Here is a 25,850-nt window from a genome sequence, read left to right on the forward strand (position 1 = left end):
CGGAACCGGCAAGGCCGACCCGTTCGACCGGTACACGAGTGCCCGCCTCGGCGCACGTGGTCACCGCGTGGCCATACGTCATCCGTAGCACCCGCCCACGCCGTCGACCGCTTCGGGCGGGACCATGACCGGGCGGGAAGGTTGCCCCTGTGAACACGGTCCTTGTCACCGGTGCCCAAGGCATGCTCGGCCGTGCGGTGGCCACCGCGTTGCACAGGGCCGGGCACCGAACCGTCCTCCTGGGGCGGAACGAGCTCGACATCACCTCATCAGAGGCGGTCGCCTCCGTACTTGCCTGCCATCGCCCTCGCACCGTCGTCAACTGCGCCGCCTACACGGCGGTCGACGACGCTGAGGAGGACGAAATCGCGGCCTGGCGCATCAACACCCTTGGCCCCCGCCATCTCGCCGAAGCCGTCGCTCGTGTCAGGCCGACGCAGACACCGGCACGCCTCATCCACATCTCCACCGACTACGTGTTCGACGGAGAAGCGTCCCGCCCGTACGCCGAAAACGCCCGCACCCGGCCCCGTACGGCTTACGGACGCACCAAACTCGGTGGTGAGCGGGCGGTGCTGGTCATCTTGCCCACCACCGGAACGATCTTGCGTACAGCGTGGCTCTACGGTGCGTACGGCCACCACTTCCCCGCCACGATGGCCCGACTCGCCAAGGAGCCGGGCCGCGAAGTGCACGTCGTCGCCGACCAGTACGGCCAGCCCACGTGGACCGGAGACGTCGCTGCCAGGGCCGCCGAACTCGTCGTCCGTCCCTGCCCCGGCCTCCTGCACGCCACCAACTCGGGCGAAGCCACCTGGTTCGATCTGGCACGTGAGGTCTTCGACCGTCTGGGAGCGGACCCCGCCCGCCTTCACCCGGCCCGCACGGCCGATGTGCCCCGGGCCGCACGTCGCCCTCACCGCTCCACACTGGGCCACGAGCGCTGGAGTACCGCCGGCCTCCCCCCGATGCGCCACTGGCTTGAGGCGCTGGACGACGCCTGGCCCACTCTCGGTCTCAGCAACTGATCCGTCTCTGTCCGGCGCCGGGGCCGTTTCGACAAGATGTGGGAACCGACCCTGCCTTGAGGGGGCACCTGATGCGTCCACTGTCCATACCCGGAGCCTGGCTCCACACGCCCGCTGTCTATCCGGATCCGCGCGGTACCTTCCACGAGCTCTACCGGGCCGAGGTCTTCTCACGGGCCACGGGGAACCGCTTCGAACTCGCACAGGCCAATGTGTCCGTCTCCCGGCGTGGCGTGTTACGCGGAATCCACTACGCTGAAGTTCCGCCCGGCCAGGCCAAGTACGTCGCCTGTCTGCGAGGTGCAGTATTCGACGTGACAGTCGACCTCCGCACAGGATCACCCTCGTACGGACGCTGCGAAGCGGTGCGACTGGACGCGACCAACCGGAGGACCCTGTACCTCGCCGAGGGGTTGGGGCATGCCTTCCTTGCGCTCGAGGACCACACCACGGTCATGTACCTCTGCTCCGAGGGCTACGAGCCGGAGCGCGAACACGGTATTCACCCGCTCGACCCTCAGCTCGCAATCGACTGGCCGAGAGATGTCCCGTTCCTGATGTCGGACAAGGACGCCGCCGCTCCCACCCTCCGTGAGGCGGACCGAGCAGGCACACTGCCCTCACTTGCGGCATGCCTGGCATACTCCGTGTCGCCTGCTGAGAGGAACTGTTGACGGGTCTCGGACACTCTGGACGCGTCAAGGCAGTGTCCTAATGACACATCACTCGGTTAGATGAGTGTGGACACCAGAACGCCTCGGTTCGACGACCAACCCGCCCTGAGCATGACGAAGGTGGACAGCGACCCCGCGCAGGTCATCGTCAGCCACGCCAGCTTCCGGGTGCAGCTCGCCCCGGGCCAGCGCACCCGTCTGCGCCCCGTGGGCTCCGCCGGACCGGCCAGGATCCCCGCCATGAGCGGCGCGGGCGGCCGCAGGCGGGCCCCCGTCGTGTGGAGCGGCAGGTCGGAGCCGGGCGACCCCGGAGCGACCGGACTCCTGCAGGCCGTACGCAATTCCACCGCCGGCCACCTCGACGCCCGCCCCGGCGGGCACTTCGGCGCGGGTCACGACGACACGGGCGGTGGAACGCAGGTCATCCCGCTCCTCGACGAGACCCAGCCCAACCCCGTGCTCCGCGCACCCCACCAGGCGGGACGCCCCCGCACCGGGCCGCTGCTGCCTCCCATGCGCCAGGCCGTCGGCGCCTACGACACCGTCGGGACACCACCCGGTGACAGCTACGACGACGGCATCGACCCCGACGACCAGGACGACAACGCCACCGGGGAACGACGCCACGCCAACGACACCGTCCGGCACGCCTACTACCCGGGCCGCCGCATGAACCTCGGCGTCGTCCTGCTCCCCCTGCGTGTGATCCTCGGTTTCCTCTCCATCTACGCCGGCATGGGCAAACTCTGCGACCCCGCCTACTTCGACGGTGGCGACCGCGGGTCCATGGTCAAGTGGCTCACCTCGCTGCACCCCTGGACCACGGCCGAACCCCTGCGCGACTTCGCCCTCACCCACCCCGTCGCCGCCGGACTCTCCGTCGCCTTCCTCCAGGTCGTCGTCGGCGTCCTCACCGTCCTCGGACTGTGGCAGCGCGTCGCAGCGGCCTTCGGCGTCCTCCTCTCCGCGGCCATCCTGATCACCTTCAGCTGGCGCGGCTCGTCGGACTACAACACCCCCGACATCCTCCTGCTGGCCGCCTGGAGCCCACTCGTCATCGCCGGTGCCCCCGTCTACTCCCTCGACGGGCGTCTCGCGGGGGAGGCCTGGCGCACACTCGGCCCGCGCTCCGCGATCTGGGACCTCCGCCGCCGGGTGCTGCGCCGTGGCACCGTGGTCGCCACCGTCGTCGTGGGCCTGACCCTGCTGGTCGGCTCCATGCTCGGCGGAGCGGTCAGGTCCACCGAGGTCGTCACCGTGCCGGGCCCCGACAGCTACCCGACCAACCAGCTGCCCGGCTCTCCCCTTCCCGAGGAGTCCACGGGCAAGAAGCGCAAGCCCTCCCGGACCGCGGACGACCACACCCCCGAGACGTCCCCCTCCAGCGCCCCCGGCACCCCGTCCGCCGAGGAGTCGGCCCCCGGCTCCGGCCCCGCACCCGAGACCGGCCCCACAGCCGGTGCGAGCACGGGACAGCCCAGCCAGACCCAGGGAACGGGCCAGGCACCCCCGCAGGAGCCCTCCCCGCAGGAACCCCCCGCCGGTGACACGGGCCCCAGCTCGTCCGGGTCCGCCGCCTCCGGCGGCACGACCGGCGGCTCCGACGACGGTGGCTCCACCGGCGGCGGCTCCGACGGCGGATCCTCCGGCGGCGCGGGCCAGAACCCCATCGGCGGCCTGCTCGGCTGACACGCTCCCGGTCACCAGGGGGCCGGCCGGCCGACACGGCTCCCGCTCACCAGGGGGCCGGCCGGCCGCCACCGCACCGCCCGCACGGCACGAGGGCGGTCACCGGACATCCGGTGACCGCCCTCGCACACGTACAGGAGCGGGTCAGCCGCCCGCGTGGCCGCCCAGCTCCTTCGCCGCCTCCGTGAGGTCCTTCGCGGTGTCGATCGCCCGCCAGTACGCCCCGTGGGGAAGCGGGAATCCGGCCAGCCGGCGCTCACGGGCCAGCCGGGGAAACGTCGTCCGTTCGTGATCGCCACGATCCGGCAGCAGCGCGGTGAACGCGGGCGCGAAGACGTACACGCCCGCGTTGATCAGATACGGCGACGGCGGTGACTCGATGAAGTCGGTGATGTGCCCGAACGTGTCCGTCTCCACGGCACCCCAGGGGATCCGCGGCCGGGCGAGCGCGAGCGTCGCGGTAGCGTCCCGCTCCGCGTGGAAGGCCGCCATCTCCCGCAGCGAGAACCGGGTCCAGATGTCGCCGTTCGTCGCGTACCAGGGCTCCGAGGGATCGGGCAGCCGCGCCGCCGCATGCTTGAGACCGCCGCCCCGGCCCAACGGCTCGGTCTCGACGACGGTCGTGACGCGCAACGGAAGATCGGCCGAGTCCAGCCACTCCTCCAGCACATCGGCTAGATGGCCGCACGAGATCACGGCATCGGTGACACCCTCGGCGGCCAGCCAGGAAAGCTGATGGCCGATGATCGGGGTCCCGGTCCCCGGGATCTCGACCATCGGCTTGGGGCGGTCATCGGTGTACGGGCGCAGCCGCGAGCCCTGACCACCCGCCAGGATCACGGCCTGCGTCGGATACGTATGCATGCCAGGCACGATATGCCGTGCCGGGACACGCCCGGCTCAGCTGAACTGTGCCACGCCCGAGGCGAACGAGGTGTCGCACACCGGACGGGAGAACCGGTGGGCACGCGTCGGGCCGTACTGGTCGACAGCGGCCTTGCCCAGCGCCCTGGCGATCGACATGCAGTGCTTGGCAAGAGAGGGACGCCCCTCGACGGTGCGCTGGAGACTCGTCAACGCCGCCCCCGGGTCCTCCTCACGGAGCTCGAGGAGGAGCTTGTCCCGCAGAACGTCCTGAGGGGCCCGGGCCTTCGCCTGCTTGGCTACGGTCTCCGAGGCGGCGGTCAGCAACTGGGTCTCGGTGTCCTGCCCCGACCACTGCACACGGGTGACCGCGAGGGTCCCGGACAGGACCATGACGACGGGCAGTACGAGAGCTAGGGTTCGGCCGATTCGGCGCGCGGTGTGGGTCACGCAGGCGAGCGTAGCGGGCAGTGATGACTCGGCGACAATTCGTCACCCCTGCGGGGGATGGTTCGAGAGGTCCTTTCGATTCGCGCGTTGACGGACCGAGGCGAATTGACCGGTGTGCCAGGGTATTTGACAGTCTGCGGAACCGAAACCCGATCCGGTCGGCGACACGCGAACGGCCCCGCGTCCATGAGGACGCGGGGCCGTGGCGACAGAATCGGACGGATCAGGCGGTCAGGCGCTCACCGGTCGACGTCGCGAAGACGTGCAGCTCCTCCGGACGCGGCACGACGTGCAGCTCCGTGCCCTTCTCCGGGACGGCGCGGCCGCCGACGCGGACCACCAGGTCCTTGTGCTCGCCACCGACCTGAGCGGCACCGTAGACGAAACCGTCGGCGCCCAGCTCCTCGACGACGTTGACGGAGACGGCCAGGCCGGCCGGGGCGTCGGAGGACGCCTTGGAGAGGCCGGTGGCGGCGGCGCCACCGTGCTCCACGATGTCGAAGTGCTCGGGACGGATGCCGACCGTGACGGTGGTGTCACCGCGGTTGGCGGCAGCCGTGAGCGCCTCACGGGAGACCGGGACGACGCTGTTGCCGAACTTCACGCCACCGTCGGTGATCGGGACCTCGACCAGGTTCATCGCCGGGGAGCCGATGAAGCCGGCCACGAAGAGGTTCGCCGGGCGGTCGTACATGTTGCGCGGCGAGTCGACCTGCTGGAGGAGACCGTCCTTGAGGACCGCGACACGGTCACCCATGGTGAGGGCCTCGACCTGGTCGTGGGTGACGTACACGGTGGTGATGCCGAGGCGGCGCTGCAGCGACGCGATCTGCGTACGCGTCGACACGCGGAGCTTGGCGTCGAGGTTCGACAGCGGCTCGTCCATGAGGAAGACCTGCGGCTCACGCACGATGGCCCGGCCCATCGCCACACGCTGGCGCTGACCACCGGAGAGCGCCTTCGGCTTGCGGTCGAGGTAGTCGGTGAGGTCCAGCATCTTGGCGGCCTCTTCGACCTTCGCGCGGATCTCGGTCTTGTTCACACCGGCGATCTTGAGGGCGAAGCCCATGTTGTCCGCGACGGACATGTGCGGGTAGAGCGCGTAGTTCTGGAACACCATGGCGATGTCCCGGTCCTTCGGCGGCAGGTGGGTGACATCGCGGTCACCGATGCGGATCGCACCGCCGTTGACGTCCTCGAGACCCGCGAGCATGCGCAGGGAGGTCGACTTTCCACAACCGGAAGGACCGACGAGGACGAGGAACTCGCCGTCCTCGATGTCGATCTCGAGCTGGTCCACAGCCGGCTTCGTGGAGCCGGGGTAGACGCGGGACGCCTTGTCGAACGTGACACTGGCCATGACGATGCTTCTCCTCAACCGGCAGGAACGTGCCGGACGATCCGAGTAGGGAGTGGTGTGGTCCACTGGAGTGAACCTGAGGTGACGCTACCTGGCGTTTTCGGATCTGTCAGTAGTCCTGGGTCCCGAATATCGGGCAGGTTCCGGTGCCGGCGTTGGTTACACTGCTCCCGCACGCCTCCTTAGCTCAGTCCGGCCAGAGCAACGCACTTGTAATGCGTAGGTCGTCGGTTCGAATCCGACAGGGGGCTCCGAGAAACCCCAGGTCACATAGCCCGTGACCTGGGGTTTCTGTCGTTCCGGGGATGGCGTGCCGGATGGTCGCGGCGCGGCGGGCGGGCCTGCGTGAGCGGAATGGGTTGGCAGCGCAACGCTTGGCAGCCCGGGGTGGAGTGAACAGCGCGGATCGCGAGGTCTCGCATTGCGCCCTCGGCGGCTGACGAGGTGGAGGCTCTCTATGATCACTTCATCGTTGACGCGTCCTAGGGGGGAACGTGCCGTCACGTCTATCAAAGATCTGTAAGCATCGCCTCGTACTCTTCTTGCCGCTTGCCATGCTCGCTCTCACCGCATGCACGTCGACGCTTCCCGATATGGCGGGACGCGAACTACAGGCTGCCCAGGACGAGGCTCAGGAGGCTGGTTTCAGCAACCTCGGATCGGAAGATGCGCTGGGACAAGGCAGGGCGCAGGTCTGGGACCGTAACTGGGTGGTCTGCGATCAGGACCCCGAGCCAGGGGAAGCGGATCCCGAGCAGCTCGTGACCTTCACTGTGGTGAAAACGGAAGAGCAGTGTCCCGTCGGCACTCCGGGATTCAAGGTACGTCCCGGTGACGAGATGCCGGACCTCACGGGCATGACCCTGTTCGATGCGGACGAAGTGCTCGTCCTGGTCAACGGCGTCGAGAACGCAGATGCAACGGGGCAAGGGCGCAGCACTCTGCTCCAGACCCATGACTGGAAGGTCTGCTCGCAGGAGCCCGCCCCTGGAGAGTTGATCGAGGAAGTGATCTCCCAGATCGGCGAGGAAGTAGAGGACCCAGCCGTCACCCTGCATGTCGTGAAGACCGAGGAGAAGTGCCCTTAGAACGGCGGGCGGGAGCCGTGGGAGTGGGCATCGCCGGGAGTGCAGGCGAAGGAGGGGCGGGCGGAGGGGGCGGGACGCACCTACTCGGCCCGCTTCTTCCGGCGCGCCTTATGCTCCTTGCTTTTACTTTTTGAGGCCGGGACCCTCTTCTCACTCTCGGCCTTCTTGGCGCGATGGGCCTTCTTCTGTAGCTTCTCCGCCTTGCAGACGGCTTCCTCCGCCTCGGTCTTCGGCTGAAGTGGGACCACTTTGGCGGTGGCTTCTGCCGCGCTCTTGCCGATGTGGGGCAGGACGCTGTGGTAGATGCCCCGTCTGATCCGGGTGTCGCTGTGTCCGAGGGTGTCCGACACGATCTAGATGTCGATACCGGCGGTGAGCATGAGGGTCGCCGCGCCGTGGCGGTCAACCCGCACGTCTGGGGCCAACCGGCCAGCGCCAACCCCATCCTGCATCTCCGCAGAGCCGCCACCACGGGATGGTTCGACAACTACGCTCAGAGTTTCGAAGCTGTCTGGGCCACCGCACGGCCCTGGACACCAGACCAGGAGGGGCCCTCGTCACATGGGCAGGACAACGACCTCAAGGCCCCCAAGGCGAACACGCTCATCCCTGCCAACAACCTCCTCGTCGTCGACGACAACGGCGCCATACTCCTCCAGCGCCGCAGGGACACCGGCCAGTGGGCCCTGCCGGGCGGCGCGCAGGACATCGGCGAGACGGCGGCCGAGTGCGCAGTGCGCGAATGCCTGGAGGAGACCGGAATCATCGCCGAGGTCACGGGCTTCCTGGGGGTCTACACGAACCCGAACCACATCGTGGCTTACACGGACGGCGAGATCCGCCAGCAGTACGAGAACACCTACATCGGCCGCCCCGTGGGCGGCGAGCCCACCATCAACGATGAAGCTGACGGCGTCCGCTACGTCCAGCCGAACGACCTGGACGACTACGGCATCCACCCCAGCATGCGCCAGCAGATCGGCGACTACCTCGACGGCACGTGCCCCTACCTAGGCTGAGCCGCAACAGCGGATTCCACTCGCTCCACGGAGGCGCAGATCTCCGGTGCCGCCCGGCGAATGAACCGCCCGACCACACTGTCGTCCCCGTAGCGGCTGAGGATCTCCGCGACCCGGTCCTGCGCGGTGGTCCGGTCCCCGTCGGGCGTCGTGGTCATGTCGCAGTACACGAGGGCGTCCACAAGCAGCGGCTGCTCCAGCAAGGGAAACTCCGTCGTAAGTTCCTCGCGCAACCCGCGCTCCTCTGCCTCAAGGAGCGCGAACGAGTGGTTGGCCACCAGCCGCACCAGCCGCTCGTGGGCCCCGTGCTCGTCGCGGAGGAACCGAGCACCGTCCAGCGGGTGGAACCCTGTGAGAGCCAGCCGAGGCGCGTACCCGACATCGTGCAGCGTGGCGACGGCGACGAGTAGGGCGGCGTCATTGGCTATAGCGGACACAACCTTGGCCGCACGACTAGCCACACCTCGCGTATGCGCCCACCGGCGGGGAAGAGGACTCCGGAGCTCTGCCTCCGCCACCAGTGCCGCCCACTCAACGATCGAATCGTTCATGCCATGCCTCATGCCTCAATGGTGGAGTCAAGCGAGTAGCCGCGAACGCACTTCCCGGATGCTGCCTTTAACCGGTCGAGTCCCTTGATTCCTGTCGCACTATGCCCTCGATCCGAGCGCAGGCATCCACAGGATCTTCGTGCTCCCAGACGCGGACGACGGTCCACCCCGCTTCACCAAGCAGGCGGTCGGTCTCGGCATCGCGAGCGCGATTGCCCTCGATCTTGCTACGCCAGAACTCGGCGTTCTTGTGTGACTCCCGAAGATGCTCGGGGCATCCGTGCCAGTAGCAGCCGTCAACGAAGACCGCAACCTTTGGCTTGGAGAACAACACGTCGGCGGTTCGTCGCAGTTCGGGAAGTGGCCGTGCCGCCACGCGGTAGCGGAGGCCCTGCTTGTGCAGCAAGGAGCGGAGTCGCAGCTCTGGCCGGGTGTCCTTGTTCCTGTTGCCCCGCATCACCGCACGCACGGATGGCGAGGAAGCCCAGGAGCCCTCAGCCGGCGGTTCCTCGGTAAGAAGGCCCTTTTCCCAGGCCATCCTCCAACCCTCGGCGAGGTTCGCGGCCCGGGTCTCGTGTTCGACCTGTCCGAGGTAGCGGGCCGGGGACTTGCCGCCGTCGGACCAGCGCAGGTACGCGCGAATGCGTCGTGTGTCGGGGAGAACCTTCAGCTCCACAGAGGCCCGGGCGAAGCGCCCCTCGCCGAGGTCCACAGATCGTCTGTGACGACCGCCGGCCGCCCGGTCTTGCTCAGCGGCGATGGCGGAGCGTGCCCTGCCGGGCCGCCCCTTCCACGCCCGGTCCGGCGGCGGGTCGTGCTTCCAGCCGCTCTGCGCTCTGCTGGTGGGCGCCGTCACTTCTGGCGCTCCTCCGCCTTGTCCAGAACGGCGGCGACCGCCTTCGCGAAGACCTCGCCAAGGGCAACTGGTACGGCGTTGCCGAGCTGGCGCATCTTCTCCCCCCGCGGGCCCTTGAGCTCCCACGTGTCGGGGAAGGTCATGACGCGAGCGGTTTCGCGAACCGTCATGTACCGGTACTTGTACCGGACGCCGCCTTGAGCGGCCTTGTCGGCCACCAGCTCGTCCAGGAGCATGACCGACTCGCCGCCGGGCACGCCGTGCACGCCGGCCTTAACGGTCTTCGCCGGGCGGTCGAGTTCGTTGGGGGTGTGCCCGTCGTAGATGCGGGCACCGGGCCAACCGACGTGTTCCGTGAACCCGCCGAGGAAGTGCTCGGTGCGGTCCAGCCACTCGTCCGGTACCTCTGGCAGTGGCTTGTTGTCACCGATACCGACGATCGCGTCACGCAGGGTGTGCCAGGGAAGCAGGCCGTCGTCCATAGGCATGGTCTTCGGGAGGCGGGCCATGACCCATTCGCGCACGTGGGCGGGCACATTCGCGTGCCGCTCCCAGTAGCTCCCGTCCTCCATGGATCGGAAGAGTGCAGTCTCGGAGTGTGTCGGCCTCACGAGGTCCTTGAAGAGCTCAAGGTCGACGTTCAGGTCGCGACGAAACGCGACGATGATCACGCGATTGCGAATCTGCGGGACCCCGTAGTCGGCTGCGTTCACCGGCATCATGACGGTGTCGTACCGCTTCCCGGGATCGTCCAGCTCCTTCTCGCGGCGCTCCAGCAGGTACTCGTAGTGCTGCTCCCAGTCGGTGCCGTCGACTCGCTCCTCGAAAGGCAGCTCCAGCTCGCGCTGGATGTAGTCGAAGTAGCGACGGAATGAGGGCCTGAGTAGACCGCGGACGTTCTCGCAGATCACGGCCTTCGGCTGGATCTGTCGGACGGCCTTGAACATCTGGGGGAACATGTTCCGCTTGTCCTCGTCGCCCTTGGCGACGCCGCCGAGGCTGAACGGCTGGCAGGGAGGGCCGCCAGCGAGGACGTCCACTTCGCCGGCCAGGTAGTCCATGTCGAGTTCTTGTACATCGCCCGCGACGAGGGGCACCTTCTCGCCGGGTTCGGGAGCCCGCGTCGGCTTCTGGCCGTCCGGCAGCCGCTGGGCCCCGTTGGCCTCCAGGGTCTCGCACGCCCGCTTGGCGAACTCATTGAAGAGCAGGGGGCGGAATCCGGCACGGTGGACGGCCATGGCCAGACCGCCGGCGCCAGCGAAGAGCTCGACACCCGTGCGGTCCTTCTTTGATCCTTCTTGCAGTTCAGCCATTTCAAAAGCATACCGCGGAGTTGTAGATCTTCGAGCCGCTTTGAGCTGAAGGTTCGTCAGTGTGTGCAGGTCGCCGATAGGCTGCCCGCGATCATGCCGACAAGGGAGTGGGACCGATGACGCCGGTGGTGGGCTCCGACGACGGGACGCAGTACCACAAGGACTTCACGTTGAGCATCACCAAGGCGCTCGGTGACCAGCTGGCCGCCGCCCTCGATGGACTCGACAGGGCTCCACTCACGGAGCCGAACATCGCGCGGCTCAAGGAGAAGCCCGGGGTCTACCAGCTCTACCTGAACGGCGAGTTCGTCTACGTCGGCAAGGCCGACAAGTCCCTGCCGGCCCGTCTCCGCGACCACCTCGGCAAGATCTCGGGGCGCCGCAACATCTCCCCGGACGAGATGGCCTTCTCGTGCCTGTACGTAGCCGAGGACTTCTCCGCCCTCGCCCCGGAACAGCTGCTCATTACCCACCACAAGGGCATGGGCGACATCCCCTGGAACAACAACGGCTTCGGCAACAAGGATCCTGGCCGCCAGCGGGACAGCACCGTCCTGAAGCAGAACCACTTCGACGTCGTGTTCCCCATCGATCTTGACCGGCCGATCAGGGGGTTGTTGCCCGGCGAGACGACGCTGCAGGAACTCCTGGAGACGATCAAGGCTGGCCTCCCGTACAACTTCAGGTACGGAAAGTCGGCGGACTTCAAGGCTCGAAGCGTTCACGTGCCATCGGCCGCAATGACCGCCGACGAGGTCTTCCAGCTGGTCTCGGCGGAGATACCGGCTAAATGGCAGGTCGCCGCTCTCATGGGCTACGTGATCATGTACGACGACAGCCCCAATGACTACAAGAGCGCGTGGCGGTACTACCGCGCTGGCCAACGCGTCAACGCCGTGCCCGAGGCCGAGCCGGCAGGGGACATCGAAGTCGATCCGCCAACAACAGGGGGCTGACCCAGCCCGCGCGGACCAGCATCCCATCCAGTAGCCAACGATTCCGAACAAGAACGGAGAAGCCGCCGTGTCAGCCCAACTTCCCTTCGGCGGCGTCGTGGACGAGCCGCCAAAGGCTGGCGCCGACAGCATCTACGACCCGCTTCGGCGGGAAAACCTCGGGCGCAGTGTGCTCTGGGCGCTAACGTCCGGCGAGCCTATTCGGATGGACAGGGTCCGGTCGTTCAACGGCTGCGGGATCTACGCGATCTACTACGCGGGGGACCACGAGCTGTACGCGCCGATCTCCGGATCGTTCGAGGTGCCCATTTATGTGGGCAAGTCTGATCCTGAGGGCGGCCGCAAGGGCGTTGAGGTCGCCGAAGCGTGGGCAGGAACGCCGCTTTGGAAGCGACTCTCGACCCATCGGCGGAAGCTCAAAGCGGCCGCTGATTTCGAACTGGAAGACTTCTACGTCCGCTACCTCCCCGCCGATGACCTCTTCACGCCGATGGCCGAGCGCTTGATGATCCAAGACCTTCAGCCTGTCTGGAACGTGATACTTGAGGGCTTCGGCGTGAACCCCCAGGGAGGGCCCCGTCAGGCCGAACAGATGCGACCAAAGTGGCATGAGGTCCACACCGGTGTGGCGTGGGCCGACGGGATGCGCCCCCAGCCATCGGGGCCCGTGCCACTCCGAGAAGCGGTCCGCGAGCACCTGAAGCTGCACGCAACGCCTCCGACGAGCGCGGCCGGGCGGCCCCCCGGAGCGATCTGATCCCGCTCTAGGGCGACCCGTGGGCGGTGGCACACTGGCGGAATGATCAGGGAACCAGCCCAGGCCACCATCTCCGAAGCGGGCGCCATTGAGATTCCCTTGGGGGTACTCGTGGAGGCGGGGCTGTCTCCAGGAGCCGCTGTCGTTGTGTATAGCGCCGGGGATGGGCGAATCGTTGTTCGCAGGCGAGACGACGCGATCCGTGATCTGTTGGAGAAGGGCATGCTGTAGTCCGTCCGGGAGCCCCAGCCCTTGGTCCGTCGGTCGAAGCCATGCGCTTTAGTCACTTGCCGTGCGAGCGAAGTGTTGCCGTACCGCCCGTTGCAGATCGGCGCGGCTCAACTCGGCGTCCCTCTGGCGCTCGGACTGCGGCCTTCCCGGATGCAGCTCATCCCAGAACGTCCGAGGGGTCGTTGCCGCCCGAAAGCTCCCTTGCATGTGGACCCCGAAGCCTTGGACGACGACATTCCAGACCGGTCGGTGATCACCGATCATGAGCCGCTCAGGGCCAATCGTCCAGATTTCGTCTACTGGGAGATACCGCACCAGGAAGTCCTGGGCATCAAGGTCGTGTACGCCCTCGAGCGATCTCAGATGAGTGCGCAGCCGACGATTCATGGAACCCCGGACGGCCATCCCGCTACGAGTCTTCCCACTCGGCAGGGACTTGCCGACATAGATCGGAACCACGCAAGCCGATGAGGACACCGGGCGATAGAGCGAGTGCGACCCCACGTAGTACAAGGCGTACAGACCCTCGACCGGCGCCGCAGGGAACGAGGCAAGCGGGACGGGTGGAGCACTTTCCAGCGCCCATTGCACTGACCGTTCCAGGTTCTCGCGTCGTAGCGGGTCGAACCGACCTGAAGTGTCGGCGGCATCGTCTACGTCAGGGCTGGGTTCTCGGGCGAACTGCCGGCTCCGGTCCTCTGCTCGCGGCCCGGGGGGCGGAGTCCGCCGATCCTCCTTGGCTTGCCTGAGCAGTTCAAGCAACGGGGTCGAGTCCGCGCCGAGAGCCTGGCAGATCCTAACGACCGTATCCGCAGATGGGATTTTCCGGCCCTTACGGGCGTTCAGTGCGTTGCTGATCACTGTCCGTCCCAGAGAACCGCACCTAGCGACGAGCTGATTGACGTTCCAGCCGCTCATCACACGCAAGTCAGTCAGGCGCTGGCCCAGTTCAGCCAGCGGGTCGTTCGTCACGCACCCTCCCCCGATCCCCTTGTTCACCTCTGTGCACCATTGTGCATGGTGAACAAAAAGTGTCGATCGCGGGTGGAAGGTAGGTCCGGACAACGACGAAGGAGGCCTGCAGGTGTCATACGAGTACATCGTCATCTGGGTGTTGAGCGGGGTGGTAGCCCTGGAAACGGCCGTGATCTGCGGAGGGATCACGGGCGTACTGCACCACCTCGGCGGCAACCCTCTTCCGGCTGTCCTGCTGAAGGCTGGCACGGCGTTCGGAGCCTGTCTCACGTTGAGCGCCGCGATGGCAGGGCTTGTGATCAGCAAGGGGTGATGATCCCGGCAAGGCCAGACAGGGCCCTTCCGGATCTCGCTGGACGGGCCCTGCCTCACCGCATGCGTGCAACTGCTTCACCCTGAAGCGGCGATGGGGCCAGCCACCCGCTGCGACAAAGCCACCACCACCTCGCCGCCATCTTCATCGGTCAGCGCGATGATCGGAAGGAAGCGCCGGGGCCCCTGGGCTCCAGCCGAGGGGTGAGGTTTGAGGCCCCCGGCTCGGGGGCGAGTCACGCAGGGCCAGGAGTGAGGGCCCGTACGGATGGTCGCCTTTCGAACGCCAGCGACCTGCGGTTTTTCGGTCGCTGCACGTCTCGCTTGCGTGAGCGCTGCGTGAGCGGACTGGGTAGTACTAGGGTGGACCCAGCGTCATAGTGATCAAGGTCAGGTGTCCCTGACCTGGGGAAACGGGATTCTATGGCATCGTCCGGCACCGCCCGGCACGATCTTGCGGGCCCTTGTAATGCGTAGGTCGTCGGTTCGAATCCGACAGGGGGCTCCGAGAAACCCCAGGTCAGATGGTGTCTGACCTGGGGTTTTCCGTTGTCTACCGCTTCCTGGCCCCCGCGCGCAGGCCGTCCATGACCAGGTCCAGGAGGCGGGCGGCGCGGGGTTGCCAGTCGCCGTGGGGGTCGAGCTGCCAGAGGCCGGCGATGGCGAGGACGAAGTCGTCCGCGGTGACTCCGGGGCGGATGGTGCCGGCCTCCTCGTTGGCGCGGAGGAGGAGTTCGGCCGCTGATGTCACCGGGGTGTGGCCCGGCTTCTCGGGGCTGCCGGGTGCGCTGGTGGCCTGGCGGATCGCGTCCGCCAGGCCGGCCTTGGTCATGGCGAACCGGGCGAGATGGTCCATCCACTCGCGCAGGGCGCGGTCGGGCTCGTGGGTCCTGATCAGTTCGGTCGCGGCGTCGGCGACCTGCTGCATCTCGTGGCGGTAGAGCTCGAGGACCAGCGACTCGCGTTTGGGGAAGTTGCGGTAGAACGTGCCCTGTCCGACGCCCGCCTTCCTGGCGATCACGCTGAGCGGGACGTCCGCGCAGAGCGTCAGTTCCGTCAGGGCCACTTCCAGGATGCGCTCGCGGTTCCTCTGCGCATCCGAGCGCAGAGGTGCGTCCTTCTTCTGCTGCACTCGTCCTCCTCGCGGGTTCGTGGCCGAATCCCGCCCTTGCTAAGTGGACAACTGTCCACTACTTTTCCAATGAACGGACAGTTGTCCACTTAGGCACACCTTAGCGGTGGACGGCCCGGGTGGACAGCCGGTGGCACGCACCGGTCTCCCTCTGCGTCTCTGCGTCCTCCGTCTCCCCTGCCTGCCGGACCGTCCTCGTGATGTGGTCCGGGAACGCGAAAGAAGGCTGATCATGGCCCCTACGCCCTCATCGACCCACAGCGCCGTCACTCTGCACATCAACGGCGAGAAGCACACGCTGACCGTCGACCACCGCACCACCCTGCTCGACGCCCTGCGTGAGCGTCTCGATATGACCGGTACGAAGAAGGGCTGCGACCAGGGGCAGTGCGGTGCGTGCACCGTCCTGCTCGACAAACGCCGGGCCGTCGCCTGCCTGCAGCTGGCGGTGGCGGCCGAGGGCCGGGACATCACCACCATCGAGGGCATCGCCGAGGGCGAGGAACTGCACCCCGTGCAGCAGGCGTTCCTCGACCTCGACGGCTTCCAGTGCGGCTACTGCACGCCCGGCCAGATCTGTTCGGCCGTGGCGGTGATCGAGGAACACGCCGCCGGCTGGCCGAGTGCCGTCACCGGTGATCTGAGTCCCGAGGCGGGGCCGCCGCCGCTGACCCCCGATGAGATACGGGAGCGGATGAGCGGCAACCTGTGCCGCTGCGGTGCCTACGTGTCGATCGTGCAGGCGGTCGAGCGCGCGGCCGGGATCCACGCGGAGGCCGTCCGGGCCGACGGGAGCACGCAGGACGGCGAGCGCGAGGGGGTCCCGGCATGAGGGAGTTCGGATATGAACGCGCGGTCGACGTCTCCGGCGCGCTGGCGCTGCTCGACGCCGACCCGGAGGCCCGGTTCCTCGGCGGCGGGACCAATCTCGTCGACCTGATGAAGACCGGTGTCGAGCGGCCCGGCAGGCTCGTCGACGTACGCGAACTGCCGCTCGGACGCGTCGAGGTGACCGAGGGCGGCGGGCTGCGCATCGGTGCGACCGTCACCAACAGCGACCTGGCGGTCCACCCCGACGTGCGCCGGGGTTACCCGGCACTGGCGCAGGCGGTGCTGGCCGGGGCCTCCGGGCAGTTGCGCAACATGGCGACCGTCGGCGGGAACCTGTTGCAGCGGACCCGGTGCGGCTACTTCGCCGACGTGTCCAAGCCGTGCAACAAGCGTGTCCCCGGCAGTGGCTGCCCCGCGATCGAGGGTGAGCACCACAACCACGCGATCCTGGGCGGCTCCGGCCACTGCGTGGCCACCAGCCCCTCCGACCTGGGTGTGGCGCTGACGGCCTTCGACGCCGTGGTCGAGTACGAGACGGCCGACGGGCCGGGCCGGGTGCCGCTTGCCGAGTTCTACCTGCCGGTGGGGGACACCCCGCACCGGGAAACCGCCCTTCCGGCGGGGGCGCTGATCACCGGCGTGACCCTGCCGCCCGCCCCGATGGCCGTCAACTCCCGCTACCGCAAGGTGCGTGAGCGCGCCTCGTACGCCTTCGCGATCGGTTCGATCGCCGCCGCGCTCGACGTCCGTGACGGTGTGGTGCACGAGGTGCGGCTGGCCTTCGGGGCCGTCGCGTCCCGGCCGTGGCGGGCCGCCGCGGCCGAAGAGGCCCTGACCGGCGGGCCGGCGTCCGCCGCGGCTTTCGCCGCCGCGGCCGATGCCGAACTGGCGGCCGCCCGGCCGCTGCCGGGCAACGCGTACAAGGTGACGCTGATGCGCAACCTCGTGGTCGCCGTGCTCAGCGAACTCACCGAGGAGGCCGCCCGATGACCACCACGACGACCGGGACCAGGGCGGCCGAGGCCGTCGGCACCGCGCACACCCGTGTGGAGGGCCGCGACAAGGTCACCGGAGCGGCGCGTTACGCGGGCGAGATCCCCTTCGCCGGGCTCGTGCACGGATGGCTGGTGCTGTCGACGATCACCCGTGGCCGTATCCGCTCGGTGGAGACGGAGGCGGTCCTGGGGATGCCGGGCGTCCTCATGGTCCTGCACCACGGGAACGCCCCGCGGGTCGACACGGATTACACCGGCATGCTCGGCATGCCGCCGGACCCGACCGTCGCCGTCTTCCAGCACGACCGGGTGCCGCACGCGGGCTGGCCGGTCGCGCTGGTGGTGGCCGAGACCTCCGAGCAGGCGCGGGAGGCCGCCGAGGCGCTGGTGGTGCGGTACGAGGAGGAACCGCACGACGTCACCTTCGCCGGTGAGCACCCTGAGGCGTACGCGATGGCCGGCCCCAGTGGTGCGGGAGTGGAGGAGAAGGGGGACCTGGAGGCCGAACTGGCGGCGTCCGACGTCGTCCTGGACGCCGTGTACTCCACGCCGGAGGAGCACCACAACTCGATGGAGCCGCATGCGGCGACCGCCCTGTGGGACGGTGGCCGGCTCGAGGTCGTGGACTCCAACCAGGGCACGATGTGGGTGGCGGGTGAGCTCGCGAATCTCTTCTCGCTGGATCCCGCGTCGGTGCGCGTGCGGTCGGAGCACGTGGGTGGCGGGTTCGGGAGCAAGGGCGTCCGTGCGCACCAGGTGGCCGCGGTGATGGCGGCGACCGCTCTGTCGCGGCCGGTGCGGGTGGTGATGACGCGACGGCAGACGTTCTCGCTCGCGGGTTACCGGAGTCCCACGACCCAGCGGGTCCGGCTGGGTGCCGACGCGGAGGGGCGGCTGCGTGCGTTGGAGCACCGCTGCGTGAGTCTCACGTCGACGGTGTACGAGTTCGTCGAGTCGGGGGCCGCACCGGCGAGGGTGATGTACGACGCCCCCGCCCACCACACCGCGAACCGGCTGGTGCGGCTCGACGTGCCGAGTCCGACGTTCATGCGGGCGCCCGGTGAGGCGCCCGGGTCGTTCGCGTTGGAGTCGGCGCTCGACGAGCTCGCGGAGAAGTGCGGGATCGACCCGATCGAGCTGCGGGCGCGTAACGAGCCCGAGGTGGGTCCGGTCTCCGGGCTGCCGTTCGCGACGCGTAACCTGCCGGCCTGCTTCCGGGAGGGCGCCCGGAGGTTCGGCTGGGCCGGCCGGGACCCGCGTCCGGGTGTGCGCCGGGACGGGCGCTGGCTGCTCGGTACGGGGACGGCGGCGGCCTCCTTCGGCGCGGGAGCGATGCCGTCGACGGCGGCCGTGACCGCGGAGGCCGACGGCACGTTCACCGTGCGGGTCAACGCGGCGGACATCGGCACGGGGGCACGGACGGCGCTCACCCTGGTCGCGGCCGATGCCCTGGAGGTGCCGACCGAGCGGGTTCGCGTACGGATCGGTGACAGTGATTTCGGCCCGGCGATGATCGCCGGGGGCTCGATGGGCACCCGGTCGTGGGCGTGGGCTGTCACTGCGGCGGTGGAGGAGCTGCGGGAGCGGCTCTCCCTGAGCGGTGTGGTTCCGCCGGAGGGCATCACGGTGCGGTCGGACACGACCGAGGCGATCGGGGCCCTCGCGCAGAAGGAGCGGCACTCGTTCGGGGCGCAGTTCGCCGAGGTGGCGGTGGACGTGTCGACGGGGGAGGTGCGCGTGCGCCGCATGCTCGGTGTCTTCGCCGCCGGGCGGATCGTCAACCCGCTCACGGCGCGAGGACAGTTCGTGGGCGGGATGACCTGGGGCATCTCCATGGCTCTGCACGAGGAGGCGGTCAGGGACGGGAACACGGGTGCCCTCTACGGTGCGGACCTGGCGGGTTACCACGTCTCGACGAACGCCGATGTGCCGGTCGTGGAGGCGCACTGGGTGGACGACCCCGATCCGGACGACCCGGTGGGGTTCAAGGGCATCGGTGAGATCGGGATCGTGGGTGCGGCGGCGGCGATCGCCAACGCCGTCTGGCACGCGACGGGTGTGCGCCACCGCTCCCTGCCGATCAGGCCCGACCGTGTTCTCACGGCAGGCCCGCATGTTTGACATTGCCGGTGAGCTGGTCCGTTGGGCCGAGGAGGGAAGGGAGTTCGCCGTCGCGACCGTCGTGGCGGTCGGCGGCAGCGCGCCGCGTGGTCCGGGTGCGGCCCTCGCCGTCGACAGTGAGGGCACGGCCGTGGGTTCGGTCTCCGGCGGGTGCGTGGAGGGGGCGGTGTACGACTTGTGCGTACAGGCGCTGGAGGACGGGGGGACCGTCGTCGAACGGTTCGGCTACAGCGACGAGGACGCCTTCGCGGTCGGGCTGACCTGCGGTGGGGTCATCGATGTGATGGTCACCCCGTTCGGCGCGCGGTCGTCCGCCCGGGAGGTGGTCCGGTCGGCGCTGTCGGCGGCCGCCTCGGGTGAGCCGACGGCCATGGCCCGGATCGTCCGTGGTCCGGCCGGACTCCTGGGCAGGGCGTTGCTGGTGCGCTCCGACGGGTCGTACGAGGGGTCGTACGGCAGTGGCTCCACGGAGCTGGACCGGACGGCGGCGGCGGAGGCGCGGGCGATGCTGGACGCCGGACGTACCGGTACCCGTGATCTGGCCGAGGACGGAACGCACTGCCCGGGCGGCCTGACGCTGCTGGTGGAGTCGAGTGTGCCGCCGCCTCGCATGATCGTGTTCGGTGCGATCGATTTCGCGGCGGCGCTCGTGCGTGCGGGCAAGTTCCTCGGCTATCACGTCACGGTGTGCGATGCCCGCCCTGTCTTCGCGACCCGGGCCCGCTTCCCGGAGGCGGACGATCTGGTCGTGGACTGGCCTCACCGCTATCTGCGGCGCACCGCGACCGACGGGCGGACGGTCCTGTGTGTGCTGACGCACGATGCCAAGTTCGATGTACCGCTGCTGAGGCAGGCGTTGCGGATGCCGGTCGCGTTCGTCGGGGCGATGGGTTCGCGTCGGACGCATGCGGACCGTGACCGCAAGCTGCGGGAGGCGGGTCTGGGTGAGAGGGAGCTGGCGCGGCTCAGGTCGCCGATCGGCCTCGACCTGGGGGCGCGTACGCCGGAGGAGACGGCGCTGTCCATCGCGGCGGAGATCGTCGCGGCCCGGCGGGGCGGGACGGGTGTTCCGCTCACGGGTTCGGCGACGCCGATCCACCATGACGGGAGGCGGCCGGCCGGGGTGGCGGCCGCCTGAGTCCGGGAGCGGGCCGTGTCGTGGGTCGGTCAGTGCCGGCCCGCGATGCGGTCCGCGGCCTTCGCGAGGCGGTCGGTGCCGAGGCGCGGTGAGGCGGCTTCGCGGCGGTCGGCGGTGCGGTAGGCGGCGTAGAGGGTGTGGACGCCGAGCCAGCGGAAGGGTTCGGGTTCCCAGCGGCGTACGCGGTGGTTGACCCAGGGGAGGGCCGTCAGGTCGGTGGGGCCGGCCTGCCCGGAGTCCTGTTGGATCAGGTCCCGCAGGGTGCGGGCCGCGAGGTTGGCGGTGGCGACCCCCGAGCCGACGTAGCCGCCGGCCCAGCCGAGGCCGGTGCTGCGGTCCAGGGTGACGGTGGCGCACCAGTCGCGGGGGACGCCGAGCACGCCGGACCAGGCGTGGTCGATGCGGGTGCCCGCGGTGGTGGGGAAGAAGCGGACGAGCAGGTCGCGCAGGGCTTCGACGGTCGCGGGCCGGGTGCGGCCGTCGTCGTCGGTGGCCGATCCGTAGCGGTAGGGGACGCCGCGGCCGCCGAGTGCGATGCGGTCGTCGGCGGTGCGCTGGGCGTACATGTAGGCGTGGGCCATGTCGCCGAGGGTCTCGCGGCCGTCCCAGCCGATGGTGTCCCAGAGGGCGCGGGGCAGGGGCTCCGTGACGATCATGGAGGAGTTCATGGGGAGCCAGGTGCGTCGCTGTCCCTTGAGGCCGGCGGTGAAGCCCTCGGTGCAGCGCAGCACGTAGGGGGCGCGGACCGTGCCGTACGGCGTGACGGCGTGCTTGGGTTTGATCTCGGTGACGGGGGTCGACTCGTGGATGGTGACGCCGAGGGCTTCGACGGCGTCGGCGAGGCCCTTGACCAGCTTGGCGGGGTGCAGGCGTGCGCCGTGCGGTGTCCAGCTGGAGCCGACGGCTCCGGATACGCGGACGCGTTCGGCGGTTTCCCGGGCGCCGCGCAGGACGCGGCCGGTCTCGCCGAAGGCGATCTCGACGGAGTGGAAGTCCTTGAGGCGGGCGAGCTGGGAGGGGGTGTGGGCGACCTCCAGGACGCCGCCGTGGTGGATGTCGGCGTCGATGTCCTCCTCGCCGGCGATGCGGATGACCTCGCCGACGGTGTCGTTCATGGCCTGCTGGAGGCGGACCGCCGCGTCGTGGCCGTGGAGCCTGGCGTAGCGGTCGCGGCCGGCGATGCCGTTGTAGAGCCAGCCGCCGTTGCGGCCGGAGGCGCCGTAGCCGCAGAACTTGGCTTCCAGGACGGTGATGTTGAGGAAGGGGACGGCCTTCTTGAGGTAGTACGCCGTCCAGAGCCCGGTGTAGCCGCCGCCGACGATGCAGACGTCGGCGCTGGTGTCGCCGCCCAGGGGTTCGCGTGGGGCGGGGGTGCCCTCCTTCGCGTACCAGAAGGAAATGCCGCCGTTGACGGTGCTGACGGTGCTCATGTGTCCCCTGTTTGTCCGTGTGCGGCCCAGTCGCTGGAGGGACGTTACCTCTACGCTCGCGGGATGATCGAGGTGCCGGATGACCTGGTGGTGAGTCTGGGCGCTCACGGTGGTGCGGCGGGGCGGGTGTTCGCCGCCGGATTGCCGGGGCTGGCCGGGAGGTTCCTGGAGGAGTGGGGCTTGCGGCTCGACGGGGCCGCGATGAGCGGTGTGTGTGCGCTGGTGCTTCCGGTGGTGCGGGTGGCGGACGGCCGGCGGGCCGCGCTGAAGCTGCAGATGGTGGACGAGGAGACGGTGGGGGAGCCGGTCGCGCTGCGGGTCTGGGGTGCGGCGGGGGCGGGGGTGGTGGGTCTGCTGGCGCATGACGCCGCGAGCGGGGTGATGTTGCTGGAACGGCTCGACGAGCGGCGGCCGTTGACCGGTGTGGAGGATGTGCGGGTGGCGGTGCGGGTGCTCGCCGAGTCGTTGGCGCGGCTGGTGGGGGTGCCGGCTCCGCCGGGGATGCGGCGGCTGGGGGATGCCGCTGCCCGGATGCTGGCGGAGGCGCCCGGGACGGCCGGAGGGCTGGCGGACGCGGACGAGCGGCGGCTGCTGCGTGACTGCGCGGCGGCGGTGCGGGAGGTGGCGGGTGAGCCGGGGGACCGGTTGCTGCACTGGGACCTGCACTTCGGCAACGTCCTGGCCGGGTGCCGGGAGGAGGGCCGGGCGGGAGAGTGGGTGGTGCTGGACCCGAAGCCGCTGGGGGGCGATCCGGGGTTCGAACTGTTCCCGGCGCTGCACAACAGGTTCGACGCGTCCGAGGTGCTGTGGAGGTTCGACCTGCTGTCCGGGGTGCTGGAACTGGACCGGGAGCGGGCGCGGGCGTGGACGCTGGGGCGGGTGCTGCAGAACGGCTTGTGGGGGATCAGGGGCGGGGCGCGGCGGTTGCCCGCTGACCACGCGGAGATCGCCCGGCTGCTGCTGGGGCGGGACTGAGGGGATCGCCGCGGACCCGTCTGTCTAGGCTGCCTCCATGATTCGATCAGCCACGTGCGAGGACGTCCCCGCCATTCATGCCATGGTCCGTGAGCTCGCCGAGTACGAGAAGGCGCTGGAGGAGGCGAAGGCCACCGAGGAGCAGTTGCGCGAGGCCCTGTTCGGCGAGCGGCCGGCCGCGTACGCGCACGTGGCGGTGTCGGACGACGACGGTGAGGTGGTCGGCTTCGCGTTGTGGTTCCTCAACTTCTCGACGTGGCGCGGGGTGCACGGTGTGTATCTGGAGGATCTGTACGTGCGCCCCGGTCGTCGTGGCGGTGGTTACGGGAAGGGCCTGCTGACGGAGCTGGCGCGGATCTGTGTGGAGCGCGGGTACGGGCGCCTGGAGTGGTCGGTGCTGGACTGGAACGCTCCGTCCATCGCGTTCTACGAGTCGTTGGGCGCGCGTCCGCAGGACGGATGGACGGTGTACCGGTTGACGGACGGGGCGTTGGCGGAGCTCGGGGCGGCTTGAGTGGTCCCCGGAGCGCCGGGGGTCAGGGAGTTCCGGCGGTGCGGGGTGTGTGCGGTGCGGTTCCGCCGAGGAGCCGTACCGCGAGGACCGCTGCCTCGATCCCGCTGTTGAAGGCGACTTCGCTGAGGAGCCCGGGGGCGGCCACCTGGTCCCCGGCGAGCAGTACTCCGTCGCCGCGGTCGACGGCGGGCCGGTCCCGCCAGGTGGTTCCCGGTCGGTCGACGGCGCCGGTGCGGCCGGACGCGAGTGCTTCGCGGCGCCAGGTGGTGCGGCTGCGCCAGCCGGGGAACCCGAGGTCGAGCAGGTCCTCCGCGCGGCGCACGGCGTCGGCGCGGGGGGTGCCGGGGACGAGGGGGATCTGCGCCTGGACGAGTTGTTCGCCGGTGGGGGCGAGGCCGGGGTCCTGGGCGGTGAACCGTTCGATCCAGCCGGGGGCGTCGAGGTCGGAGATGACGAACGGGTCGCCGCGGCGGGTACGCAGGGCGAGGTCGAGCAGGGCGGTCCGGCCGCTCTCCCAGGTCAGGGTGGGGTCCTCCAGCAGGGTCCGTGCGGAGTCGAGGTGGGTGGCGATGATCACCGGTCCTTCGCGTCGCAGGCCGGAGAGGTCCCCGGGGCCGATGCGTACGGCGGTCTCGATGCGTACGCCGAGGTTCCAGGCCCGGGAGGCCATCCGGTCGACGAGCTGTGCCCAGCCGCCGACGGGGTAGCGGGCCTCCGGCGGCAGTGCGGTGGCGCGGCGCAGGCGTTCCTGCACGAAGGCGGCGGAGAGCGACCCGGGGTCGTGGTGGAAGAGGGCCACGCCCATGTAGTGCGCTGCGGCGCGGGCCCCTTCCTCGCCCACCTGGCCGGTGGCCCAGCTCAGGAAGCCGGCGCCGACGGGGGCCCGGTGGGCGGTGCGGCGGGCGAGCCGCAGCAGGGCGAGGGGCGGGGTCCTCCGCAGGGTCCCGCCGCGGCGGAAGTGGAAGCGCGCCCCTTCGAGGGGTGGCACGGAGGCGACCGGGCCGAGGAGTCCGCGCCGTGCGAGCCATGCCCAGTGGGGTCCGCGGCGGTAGAGGGCGTGCGGTCCCTCGTTGGTGAGGTAGGGACCGTCCGAGGTCCTGGCCCGTCCGCCGAGGGTGTGGTGGGCCTCGTGGAGGGTGACGGGGATCCGGGACTCGGCGGCGGTGATGGCGGCGGTCAGTCCGGCGAGGCCGCCGCCGACGACGTGGATGCGCGGCATGGCTGGTTCTCCTTGCGGTGGGCGCTTCTGCATGGAGGACGGTTCGGCCGGCTGGTTCTGTGACACCGGGCCGGGGCGATGTCAGTGGTGTGCGTCACGATGGGGGGCATGGCACGTACAGGCAACTGGAGCGGCAAGGGCACGGGCGGGAAGTCAGGGGTGGCGGAGGCGCGGCGGCCGGAGGTCCGGCTGCCGTCACTCGTGGGGTACGCCGGTGAGGGGCTGGAGCCGGACGGGGATTACGACGGCGTGCTGTTCGAGGGGACGGATCTGGCGGACGCGTCGGGCCCGGGGGCGCGTTTCATGGACTGCGAGCTGCGCGGCTGCGCCCTGGACCGTGCGGAGCTGGTGAGAGCCCGGTTCATCGACTCGGTGCTGACGGGTGTGCGGGGTGTGGGCACCGATCTCGCGGGGGCGTCGCTGCGGGACGTGGAGGTCGTGGACGCGCGCCTGGGCGGGGCGCAGTTGCACGGCGCGGTGCTGGAGCGGGTGCTGGTGCGGGGCGGGAAGATCGACTATCTGAATCTTCGCAAGGCGCGGCTGAAGGACGTCGTCTTCGAGGGGTGCGTGCTGTCCGAGCCGGACTTCGGGGAGGCACAGCTGGTGCGGGTGGAGTTCCGGGACTGTGTGCTGAGGCGGGCGGACTTCAGCTCCGTGCGGATGGAGTCCGTCGATCTGCGGACGGTCGCCGAGCTGGACATCGCGCGGGGTGTGGAGCGGCTGGCGGGGGCGGTGATCAGCCCCTCCCAGCTGATGGAGCTGGCTCCGGCGTTCGCGGCGCAGATCGGGGTGCGGGTGGAGGCGTAGGGCGTGCCGGGCCGGAAGGTGGCGTCAGAGCCGGGGGAAGCGGGCCTGGAGGTCCCAGATGACGGGGTTGTCGGCGAGGCCTTCGTGCATGTCGGCCAGGTCGGCGATCAGGTCGTGCAGGAAGTCGCGGGCTTCGCGGCGCAGCAGGGAGTGGTTGAAGGTGAGCGGGGGTTCGTCGCCGGGCATCCAGTCGGCCTCGACGTCTACCCAGCCGAAGCGTCGTTCGAAGAGCATGCGGTCGGAGGACTCGGTGAAGTCGAGTTCGGCGTACTGCCGGCGGTGCGAACGGTTGCCCCGGGGGTCCCGGTCGATCTGCTCGACGATGTCGCAGAGTGCCCAGGCGAAGTCGAGTACGGGGACCCATCCCCAGGCTGTGGACACTTCGCGGTCGGCCTTGGTGTCGGCGAGGTAGACGTCCCCGGAGAACAGGTCGTGCCGCAGGGCGTGGACGTCCGCGCGGCGGTAGTCGGTCTGCGGGGGGTCCGGGAAGCGCCGGGAGAGGGAGTAGCCGATGTCGAGCACGGTTCGATGGTGTCATGCCGCGCGGGCGCCTCGTGCCGTGCGG

27 protein-coding genes, 1 tRNA gene and 1 pseudogene are annotated in these 25,850 nt (G+C 69.5%); 17 read left to right on the plus strand and 12 right to left on the minus strand.

Translation table 11 applies throughout. The features are described 5' to 3' along the window. Positions 1-149 precede the first annotated feature (149 nt). From rfbD to ACHFIV_RS00610, 3 genes are all read left to right on the plus strand, one after another. On the plus strand, positions 150-1,028 hold the full coding sequence (gene rfbD, locus ACHFIV_RS00600; protein WP_398961895.1) for a dTDP-4-dehydrorhamnose reductase: 879 nt from the start codon (positions 150-152) through the stop codon (positions 1,026-1,028). A gap of 71 nt (positions 1,029-1,099) precedes the next feature. Then, complete coding sequence (gene rfbC / locus ACHFIV_RS00605; protein ID WP_398961898.1) at positions 1,100-1,702, plus strand: dTDP-4-dehydrorhamnose 3,5-epimerase; 603 nt, start codon at positions 1,100-1,102, stop codon at positions 1,700-1,702. A gap of 60 nt (positions 1,703-1,762) precedes the next feature. Next, positions 1,763-3,391, plus strand: coding sequence for a DoxX family membrane protein (locus tag ACHFIV_RS00610; RefSeq protein ID WP_398961901.1), 1,629 nt, complete (start codon positions 1,763-1,765; stop codon positions 3,389-3,391). Between the two features lie 144 nt (positions 3,392-3,535). On the opposite strand, the gene ACHFIV_RS00615 is transcribed toward ACHFIV_RS00610, so the two are convergent. The 3 genes from ACHFIV_RS00615 to ACHFIV_RS00625 all read right to left on the minus strand — a co-directional run bounded on the left by ACHFIV_RS00615 (position 3,536) and on the right by ACHFIV_RS00625 (position 6,065). Beyond that, positions 3,536-4,255, minus strand: coding sequence for an NDP-sugar synthase (locus ACHFIV_RS00615; protein WP_398961904.1), 720 nt, complete (start codon positions 4,253-4,255; stop codon positions 3,536-3,538). A gap of 36 nt (positions 4,256-4,291) precedes the next feature. Continuing rightward, positions 4,292-4,705: a hypothetical protein gene (locus ACHFIV_RS00620; RefSeq protein ID WP_398961906.1), complete on the minus strand. Its 414-nt coding sequence runs from the start codon at positions 4,703-4,705 to the stop codon at positions 4,292-4,294. A gap of 223 nt (positions 4,706-4,928) precedes the next feature. After that, positions 4,929-6,065, minus strand: coding sequence for an ABC transporter ATP-binding protein (locus tag ACHFIV_RS00625; RefSeq protein ID WP_398961909.1), 1,137 nt, complete (start codon positions 6,063-6,065; stop codon positions 4,929-4,931). 176 nt (positions 6,066-6,241) lie between these two features. Between ACHFIV_RS00625 and ACHFIV_RS00630 the strand changes: the two genes are divergently transcribed. Continuing rightward, positions 6,242-6,316 (plus strand) — tRNA-Thr (locus ACHFIV_RS00630). Positions 6,317-6,619: 303 nt separating this feature from the next. Continuing rightward, positions 6,620-7,153: a hypothetical protein gene (locus ACHFIV_RS00635; protein WP_398961911.1), complete on the plus strand. Its 534-nt coding sequence runs from the start codon at positions 6,620-6,622 to the stop codon at positions 7,151-7,153. 80 nt (positions 7,154-7,233) lie between these two features. Here ACHFIV_RS00635 and ACHFIV_RS00640 read toward each other — a convergent pair whose 3' ends face one another. Continuing rightward, positions 7,234-7,503, minus strand: a complete 270-nt coding sequence (locus tag ACHFIV_RS00640; RefSeq protein WP_398961914.1) for a hypothetical protein — start codon at positions 7,501-7,503, stop codon at positions 7,234-7,236. 51 nt (positions 7,504-7,554) lie between these two features. Here ACHFIV_RS00640 and ACHFIV_RS00645 point away from each other — a divergent pair. Both ACHFIV_RS00645 and ACHFIV_RS00650 read left to right on the plus strand, forming a co-directional pair. Then, positions 7,555-7,725, plus strand: a pseudogene (locus ACHFIV_RS00645) (XRE family transcriptional regulator); the annotation flags it as partial. A 33-nt stretch (positions 7,726-7,758) separates the two neighbouring features. Then, a complete protein-coding gene (locus ACHFIV_RS00650; protein ID WP_398962350.1) occupies positions 7,759-8,172 on the plus strand; it encodes an NUDIX hydrolase in 414 nt (137 codons plus the stop codon). Here the strand turns inward: ACHFIV_RS00650 and ACHFIV_RS00655 are convergent. The 3 genes from ACHFIV_RS00655 to ACHFIV_RS00665 all read right to left on the minus strand — a co-directional run bounded on the left by ACHFIV_RS00655 (position 8,160) and on the right by ACHFIV_RS00665 (position 10,892). Continuing rightward, complete coding sequence (locus ACHFIV_RS00655) at positions 8,160-8,723, minus strand: HD domain-containing protein (protein WP_398961917.1); 564 nt, start codon at positions 8,721-8,723, stop codon at positions 8,160-8,162. The genes ACHFIV_RS00650 and ACHFIV_RS00655 overlap by 13 nt on opposite strands. 67 nt (positions 8,724-8,790) lie before the next feature. Continuing rightward, positions 8,791-9,435: a very short patch repair endonuclease gene (locus ACHFIV_RS00660; RefSeq protein WP_398961919.1), complete on the minus strand. Its 645-nt coding sequence runs from the start codon at positions 9,433-9,435 to the stop codon at positions 8,791-8,793. Positions 9,436-9,575: 140 nt separating this feature from the next. Further along, positions 9,576-10,892, minus strand: coding sequence for a DNA cytosine methyltransferase (locus ACHFIV_RS00665; protein WP_398961922.1), 1,317 nt, complete (start codon positions 10,890-10,892; stop codon positions 9,576-9,578). A gap of 116 nt (positions 10,893-11,008) precedes the next feature. On the opposite strand from ACHFIV_RS00665, the gene ACHFIV_RS00670 reads away from it, so the two are divergent. Together ACHFIV_RS00670 and ACHFIV_RS00675 are read left to right on the plus strand one after the other, a co-directional pair. After that, positions 11,009-11,848 (plus strand): GIY-YIG nuclease family protein, encoded by an 840-nt coding sequence (locus ACHFIV_RS00670; RefSeq protein ID WP_398961925.1) that lies wholly within the window; start codon positions 11,009-11,011, stop codon positions 11,846-11,848. Positions 11,849-11,915: 67 nt separating this feature from the next. Beyond that, positions 11,916-12,605 carry an Eco29kI family restriction endonuclease gene (locus tag ACHFIV_RS00675; protein ID WP_398961927.1) on the plus strand — a complete coding sequence of 230 codons (690 nt, stop codon included), beginning with the start codon at positions 11,916-11,918 and terminating at the stop codon, positions 12,603-12,605. A 279-nt stretch (positions 12,606-12,884) separates the two neighbouring features. Here ACHFIV_RS00675 and ACHFIV_RS00680 read toward each other — a convergent pair whose 3' ends face one another. Then, the gene (locus ACHFIV_RS00680) at positions 12,885-13,943 is read right to left on the minus strand and encodes an Eco29kI family restriction endonuclease (protein WP_398962353.1); all 1,059 of its coding nucleotides are present in this window, start codon (positions 13,941-13,943) and stop codon (positions 12,885-12,887) included. Here ACHFIV_RS00680 and ACHFIV_RS00685 point away from each other — a divergent pair. Next, complete coding sequence (locus ACHFIV_RS00685; protein WP_398962389.1) at positions 13,921-14,124, plus strand: hypothetical protein; 204 nt, start codon at positions 13,921-13,923, stop codon at positions 14,122-14,124. The genes ACHFIV_RS00680 and ACHFIV_RS00685 overlap by 23 nt on opposite strands. Before the next feature lie 552 nt (positions 14,125-14,676). Here the strand turns inward: ACHFIV_RS00685 and ACHFIV_RS00690 are convergent. Beyond that, positions 14,677-15,255 carry a TetR/AcrR family transcriptional regulator gene (locus ACHFIV_RS00690; protein ID WP_398961930.1) on the minus strand — a complete coding sequence of 193 codons (579 nt, stop codon included), beginning with the start codon at positions 15,253-15,255 and terminating at the stop codon, positions 14,677-14,679. 232 nt (positions 15,256-15,487) lie between these two features. Here ACHFIV_RS00690 and ACHFIV_RS00695 point away from each other — a divergent pair, with 232 nt between their 5' ends. From ACHFIV_RS00695 to ACHFIV_RS00710, 4 genes are read left to right on the plus strand one after another with little or no spacing between them, the layout of a single operon-like run. Beyond that, complete coding sequence (locus ACHFIV_RS00695; RefSeq protein WP_398961932.1) at positions 15,488-16,087, plus strand: (2Fe-2S)-binding protein; 600 nt, start codon at positions 15,488-15,490, stop codon at positions 16,085-16,087. Beyond that, entirely contained in the window at positions 16,084-17,076 is a 993-nt protein-coding gene (locus ACHFIV_RS00700; protein ID WP_398961934.1) for an FAD binding domain-containing protein, read from the plus strand. Before ACHFIV_RS00695 ends, ACHFIV_RS00700 begins: the two co-directional genes overlap by 4 nt. Further along, on the plus strand, positions 17,073-19,202 hold the full coding sequence (locus tag ACHFIV_RS00705; protein WP_398961936.1) for a xanthine dehydrogenase family protein molybdopterin-binding subunit: 2,130 nt from the start codon (positions 17,073-17,075) through the stop codon (positions 19,200-19,202). Before ACHFIV_RS00700 ends, ACHFIV_RS00705 begins: the two co-directional genes overlap by 4 nt. Beyond that, a complete protein-coding gene (locus ACHFIV_RS00710) occupies positions 19,195-20,340 on the plus strand; it encodes an XdhC family protein (protein WP_398961939.1) in 1,146 nt (381 codons plus the stop codon). The genes ACHFIV_RS00705 and ACHFIV_RS00710 overlap by 8 nt, the downstream gene beginning before the upstream one ends. A gap of 29 nt (positions 20,341-20,369) precedes the next feature. Here the strand turns inward: ACHFIV_RS00710 and ACHFIV_RS00715 are convergent, their stop codons facing one another. Continuing rightward, complete coding sequence (locus tag ACHFIV_RS00715) at positions 20,370-21,770, minus strand: NAD(P)/FAD-dependent oxidoreductase (protein WP_398961941.1); 1,401 nt, start codon at positions 21,768-21,770, stop codon at positions 20,370-20,372. A gap of 63 nt (positions 21,771-21,833) precedes the next feature. Between ACHFIV_RS00715 and ACHFIV_RS00720 the strand changes: the two genes are divergently transcribed. Both ACHFIV_RS00720 and ACHFIV_RS00725 read left to right on the plus strand, forming a co-directional pair. Further along, positions 21,834-22,745, plus strand: a complete 912-nt coding sequence (locus tag ACHFIV_RS00720; RefSeq protein ID WP_398961944.1) for an aminoglycoside phosphotransferase family protein — start codon at positions 21,834-21,836, stop codon at positions 22,743-22,745. A gap of 37 nt (positions 22,746-22,782) precedes the next feature. Beyond that, entirely contained in the window at positions 22,783-23,259 is a 477-nt protein-coding gene (locus ACHFIV_RS00725) for a GNAT family N-acetyltransferase (protein ID WP_398961945.1), read from the plus strand. Positions 23,260-23,281: 22 nt separating this feature from the next. Here the strand turns inward: ACHFIV_RS00725 and ACHFIV_RS00730 are convergent, their stop codons facing one another. Then, positions 23,282-24,478: an NAD(P)-binding protein gene (locus ACHFIV_RS00730; RefSeq protein ID WP_398961948.1), complete on the minus strand. Its 1,197-nt coding sequence runs from the start codon at positions 24,476-24,478 to the stop codon at positions 23,282-23,284. Between the two features lie 99 nt (positions 24,479-24,577). Between ACHFIV_RS00730 and ACHFIV_RS00735 the strand changes: the two genes are divergently transcribed. Continuing rightward, positions 24,578-25,285 (plus strand): pentapeptide repeat-containing protein, encoded by a 708-nt coding sequence (locus tag ACHFIV_RS00735; RefSeq protein WP_398961950.1) that lies wholly within the window; start codon positions 24,578-24,580, stop codon positions 25,283-25,285. Between the two features lie 24 nt (positions 25,286-25,309). On the opposite strand, the gene ACHFIV_RS00740 is transcribed toward ACHFIV_RS00735, so the two are convergent. Further along, entirely contained in the window at positions 25,310-25,807 is a 498-nt protein-coding gene (locus ACHFIV_RS00740) for a hypothetical protein (protein WP_398961952.1), read from the minus strand. Positions 25,808-25,850 lie beyond the last annotated feature (43 nt).

It is taken from the genome of Streptomyces sp. ALB3, from assembly GCF_044385685.1.
In the GTDB taxonomy this organism is placed as follows: Bacteria; Actinomycetota; Actinomycetes; order Streptomycetales; family Streptomycetaceae; genus Streptomyces.

Excerpts from the sequence above, each read along its gene's own strand:
- ACHFIV_RS00695 (WP_398961932.1), top strand. The coding sequence starts at position 15,488 with ATGGCCCCTACGCCCTCATCGACCCACAGCGCCGTCACTCTGCACATC.
- ACHFIV_RS00720 (WP_398961944.1), top strand. The coding sequence starts at position 21,834 with ATGATCGAGGTGCCGGATGACCTGGTGGTGAGTCTGGGCGCTCACGGT.
- ACHFIV_RS00625 (WP_398961909.1), bottom strand. The coding sequence starts at position 6,065 with ATGGCCAGTGTCACGTTCGACAAGGCGTCCCGCGTCTACCCCGGCTCC.
- rfbC (WP_398961898.1), top strand. The coding sequence starts at position 1,100 with ATGCGTCCACTGTCCATACCCGGAGCCTGGCTCCACACGCCCGCTGTC.
- ACHFIV_RS00655 (WP_398961917.1), bottom strand. The coding sequence starts at position 8,723 with ATGAACGATTCGATCGTTGAGTGGGCGGCACTGGTGGCGGAGGCAGAG.
- ACHFIV_RS00670 (WP_398961925.1), top strand. The coding sequence starts at position 11,009 with ATGACGCCGGTGGTGGGCTCCGACGACGGGACGCAGTACCACAAGGAC.
- ACHFIV_RS00610 (WP_398961901.1), top strand. The coding sequence starts at position 1,763 with ATGAGTGTGGACACCAGAACGCCTCGGTTCGACGACCAACCCGCCCTG.
- ACHFIV_RS00635 (WP_398961911.1), top strand. The coding sequence starts at position 6,620 with ATGCTCGCTCTCACCGCATGCACGTCGACGCTTCCCGATATGGCGGGA.
- ACHFIV_RS00735 (WP_398961950.1), top strand. The coding sequence starts at position 24,578 with ATGGGGGGCATGGCACGTACAGGCAACTGGAGCGGCAAGGGCACGGGC.
- ACHFIV_RS00665 (WP_398961922.1), bottom strand. The coding sequence starts at position 10,892 with ATGGCTGAACTGCAAGAAGGATCAAAGAAGGACCGCACGGGTGTCGAG.
- ACHFIV_RS00615 (WP_398961904.1), bottom strand. The coding sequence starts at position 4,255 with ATGCATACGTATCCGACGCAGGCCGTGATCCTGGCGGGTGGTCAGGGC.
- ACHFIV_RS00705 (WP_398961936.1), top strand. The coding sequence starts at position 17,073 with ATGACCACCACGACGACCGGGACCAGGGCGGCCGAGGCCGTCGGCACC.
- ACHFIV_RS00725 (WP_398961945.1), top strand. The coding sequence starts at position 22,783 with ATGATTCGATCAGCCACGTGCGAGGACGTCCCCGCCATTCATGCCATG.
- ACHFIV_RS00710 (WP_398961939.1), top strand. The coding sequence starts at position 19,195 with ATGTTTGACATTGCCGGTGAGCTGGTCCGTTGGGCCGAGGAGGGAAGG.
- ACHFIV_RS00700 (WP_398961934.1), top strand. The coding sequence starts at position 16,084 with ATGAGGGAGTTCGGATATGAACGCGCGGTCGACGTCTCCGGCGCGCTG.
- ACHFIV_RS00730 (WP_398961948.1), bottom strand. The coding sequence starts at position 24,478 with ATGCCGCGCATCCACGTCGTCGGCGGCGGCCTCGCCGGACTGACCGCC.
- ACHFIV_RS00715 (WP_398961941.1), bottom strand. The coding sequence starts at position 21,770 with ATGAGCACCGTCAGCACCGTCAACGGCGGCATTTCCTTCTGGTACGCG.
- ACHFIV_RS00680 (WP_398962353.1), bottom strand. The coding sequence starts at position 13,943 with ATGACGATGTACTCGTATGACACCTGCAGGCCTCCTTCGTCGTTGTCC.